The organism is Gordonia sp. N1V, from assembly GCF_029269935.1.
GTDB classification, from domain to species: domain Bacteria; phylum Actinomycetota; class Actinomycetes; order Mycobacteriales; family Mycobacteriaceae; genus Gordonia; species Gordonia polyisoprenivorans.
Window position 1 is genome coordinate 1 of the sequence record NZ_JARJDD010000078.1, and the last position, 427, is coordinate 427.

General features: G+C 64.9%; 1 protein-coding gene. It reads left to right on the forward strand.

Features of this window, described 5'->3' with window-relative positions:
- Positions 1-106 precede the first annotated feature (106 nt).
- Complete coding sequence (locus tag P3L18_RS28185; RefSeq protein ID WP_346348453.1) at positions 107-406, forward strand: transposase; 300 nt, start codon at positions 107-109, stop codon at positions 404-406.
- The last annotated feature ends 21 nt before the right edge of the window (positions 407-427 follow it).

The window sequence follows — 427 nt, forward strand, 5'->3', positions numbered from 1 at the left end:
GGTGGCCTCGGCCTCGATCAACGCCTGCAGTCCGGCACGGACCAGCTCAGCGAACTGATCCGTCCCGGTGTTTCCGGAGGGTTCGTCTCAAGGGAGAATGAAACCTATGGCAGTGGCAGGATCGAAGCGATACTCGGATGAGTTGAAGCGCGACGCGGTGGACATGGTCGAGCAGTTGGTGGCTCAGGGGTCCACCGAGTGGGCGGCGATGGGCAAGACTGCGGATTTGCTCGGAGTCGGCTCGGCGGAGACGGTTCGCCAGTGGGTGCGCAAGGCGCCGTCGGGCGCCGCCAGCGCGCCAGCCAAGGCCGATAGCGAGGAGATTCGACGACTCAAGCGCGAGGTGGCCGAGCTCAAACGAGCGAACGGGATCTGTGGTTACCCCCGTTTGCCGGACATCGGTTAAGCGGCTTCGGTAGCCGCCTGG

Bases quoted from the DNA above. Each gene is read 5' to 3' on its own strand.
- P3L18_RS28185 (WP_346348453.1), top strand. From the start codon at position 107: ATGGCAGTGGCAGGATCGAAGCGATACTCGGATGAGTTGAAGCGCGAC.